3 protein-coding genes are annotated in these 3,248 nt (G+C 35.0%); 2 read left to right on the top strand and 1 reads right to left on the bottom strand.

All coding sequences use genetic code 11. From position 1 onward, the window contains the following. Window positions 1-1,251: copper-containing nitrite reductase (gene nirK, locus VKY47_RS05280; RefSeq protein WP_324310968.1), on the bottom strand; the 1,251-nt coding region annotated here is incomplete at its 3' end. Window positions 1,252-1,638: 387 nt separating this feature from the next. On the opposite strand from nirK, the gene VKY47_RS05275 reads away from it, so the two are divergent. Together VKY47_RS05275 and VKY47_RS05270 are read left to right on the top strand one after the other, a co-directional pair. After that, window positions 1,639-2,958, top strand: a complete 1,320-nt coding sequence (locus VKY47_RS05275; RefSeq protein WP_324310966.1) for an MFS transporter — start codon at window positions 1,639-1,641, stop codon at window positions 2,956-2,958. Between the two features lie 48 nt (window positions 2,959-3,006). Continuing rightward, window positions 3,007-3,248: hypothetical protein (locus VKY47_RS05270; RefSeq protein ID WP_324310965.1), on the top strand; the 242-nt coding region annotated here is incomplete at its 3' end.

Here is a 3,248-nt window from a genome sequence, read left to right as displayed (position 1 = left end):
GTCTGCATTGGCAAGTGGGGGGAAAGCACCTTCAATCCCTTTACCGTCGGCTTGATGACAAGCAACGCATGTGGCCATATACCTGTCTTTACCGAACTTCATTTTTTCTTCAAAGCTAAGTGCTTTAACTTCTTCTTTTGGTTTCTTTCTGTCTAAACTTGGCATAGACTGAATTGTACTACCCTCAGGTAAATAAATTCCGTCGTGAATTTCTCCAGCAAAAACCTTTTTGTTTTCTTCTCCTTCAACATTTAACATACCTAGCGCACCTTTATTGAAAGCTCTAAACATAGAGTGATCAACAAGAATAAAAGAACCAGGCGTTTCTACTTTAAACTCTACAATTGCTGCTCCACTAGCAGGAATCAATGTTGTTTGAACATTGTGATTAATTAAATCACCTCCTTCAACATGAACCTTATCAAAAATTTCTCCGATTATATGAAAAGAAGATATTAGACTTGGACCACCGTTTCCAACAAACATTCGTACGGTTTCACCTACTTTTGCGGTCATAGCGTTATCTCCAGTCAATGCACCAACGTGTCCGTTAAACACAACGTAGTCTGGGTTTTCGTTTATTGCTTTCTGCATATCGAATGCTTGTAATCCACGTTCACCATAGGCGCCTTCTGTATAGAATTCACCTTGCATTACATAATATTCTTTGTCAACAGGCTCTAAACCACCTTCTGGTTCAACGAGAATAAGTCCATACATTCCGTTTGCAATATGCATTCCCACGGGTGCTGTTGCACAATGGTAAACATATAGTCCAGGGTTAAGGACTTTAAAGGAAAACACTTTTTCGTGTCCTGGTGCAACGAAGGAAGATTCGGCACCACCACCTGGTCCATTTACTGCATGGAGGTCAATGTTGTGAGGCAATTTGTTGTCTGGATGATTTTTTAGATGAAACTCTATTTCATCACCAACTCGGGTTCTAATAAAGCTTCCTGGAACTGTACCCCCAAATGTCCAATAGATATATTTAACACCATTTGTCATTTCTCCTTCACGTTCTTGGATTTCTAGATCGACAATAAGCTTTTTAGCTTTTCGTTTACCTACGGGTGTTGGAACAAATGGAGGAGAAGTTAGTTCAGCAACCATTTCTCGACTTACTGGAATCTCTGTGGCATCAGTATACTTTTTCTGTGATTGGTCATTAACACAACTAGCAAAAATAGCTAAAGTAGTTGCGCCTACCATGAATTTGGTAATCAGGTTTTTTTTAATACTTATAATCATGTTGGTTGGTTTTAATGATTTAGACTTAACAATGAAATAACATAAATTTATATAGTAATTGAATTTAGGAGTATAATATAAGATTTTAAAATGTAAAAACATGAATTAATGTAAGTATAAGTTTGATCTTGTATTTATAATATAAAATAAATAGAGGTTAATCTACTGAAGATTAAAAGGTTTTAAAGCTGAGGAAGTTTATTTGTCACTACTTAAGAAAGCTACTTTCAAATTGCTTATTTCGCTATAAATATTAAGATTATGTTTACTCTAAGTTTTTTCAGATTTACAAAGATAAAAATGTAATTTCTACTCTTAGGTTATGAAAATAGACTTTTAAAGTGTGAAATTTTATTAGCTTAGCATCCTTAAACTACTAAATAAAGTATGCCTAATTTACCAAAGGGAAGTAAGAAACTTGTAAATGCTTGGGCATTTTATGATTGGGCCAATTCGGTTTATACGCTTGTAATTGCTTCGGCAATTTTTCCTATTTACTATCAATCTCTATTTAAAACCGCCAATGTAGATATGGTACTTGTTTTTGGCGGTGAGATTCGAAGCACTCCTTTAATTAGCTATACAACGGCAGCAGCATTTTTGTTGGTTGCTTTCATTTCGCCTTTACTTTCAGGGATAGCAGATTATGTTGGAAATAAAAAATTCTTTCTTAAATTCTTTTGCTATTTAGGCGGGCTATCGAGTATGGCTCTGTATTATTTTAGTTTGGAACATATACATATTAGTCTTCTTTCTTATTTTTTGGCTTTGGTAGGATTTTGGGGAAGCTTGGTTTTTTATAATTCATACCTTCCAGATGTTGCTTATCCCGAACAGCAAGATGCAGTGAGCGCTCGAGGTTTTGCTTGGGGATATGTGGGTAGCGTACTTCTGCTCATTTTTAATCTGATAATGGTTCTAAATCCAGAGTTCTTCGGATTGGGAGAAGGGAATGAGGCCAGCATGAAAGCAATGCAGATTTCTTTTGTTTCGGTTGGAGTTTGGTGGATTGTATTTAGCCAGTATACCTTTTATTATTTACCTAAAGGAAATATAAAAGGAAGAAAAGTTACTTCTAAAATATTATTCAATGGATTTAAAGAGCTTAAGAAAGTTCAAGTTTCACTCGTTCAAAATTTAGTTTTAAAAAGATTTCTTACTGCATTTTTCGTGTATAGTATGGCGGTTCAGACCATATTGTTGGTAGCAACATATTTTGGTGAGCAGGAAATAGATTGGGGAGGTGATGATGAAAAAACACTCGGGCTTATATCTAGTATTTTAATAATCCAATTGGTAGCGATGGTGGGAGCTCTTTTAGCATCTCGTGCTTCTTCAAAATTCGGTAATATTCCTGTTTTGGTTATTATCAATGGGATTTGGATAATGATTTGTGTTGTTGCTTTTTTTATTCATACACCTATGCATTTCTATATTACAGCTGGAGTTGTAGGAATGGTGATGGGCGGTATACAGTCACTTTCCCGTTCAACATATTCAAAACTTTTACCCGAAACCAAAGACACTACTTCATATTTTAGTTTTTTTGATGTAGCAGAAAAAATAGGGATTGTAATAGAGATGCTCATTTATGGTCTAATAGATCAATTAACAGGTAGTATGCGAAATTCAATCCTGTTTCTTGTCTTGTTTTTTGTGATAGGCTTAATTTTATTATTAAGAGTGCCTCAAAATAAAATCAAATAAACAATTTTTGTTTAAGTTTGTGTCCACTACAAAGCAAACTACTTACTTATGAAGAAAATGTATATTTTGAAAGGGATGCTATTAGCCTTCCTTCCCTTTCAATTTATTTCCTGTGAAAATGAACCTATTAAAGGTGATTTCCCCGAAGATGATCACGGTGGAGCAGCAGAAGGGCAGTTTAAAGCACGAATAGCTGGAGAGGAATTTATAGCCAACTCTGTTATAGCAACACTTTCAGATCAACAGAAACTAACTTTAAAAGGCTCTAATTCTAACGGTAAAAGCATAAC

It is taken from the genome of Xanthomarina sp., from assembly GCF_035306705.1.
Lineage (GTDB): Bacteria > Bacteroidota > Bacteroidia > Flavobacteriales > Flavobacteriaceae > Xanthomarina.
Note: the sequence above shows the minus strand (reverse complement) of the source record. Positions and strands in the feature narration are given on the sequence as shown.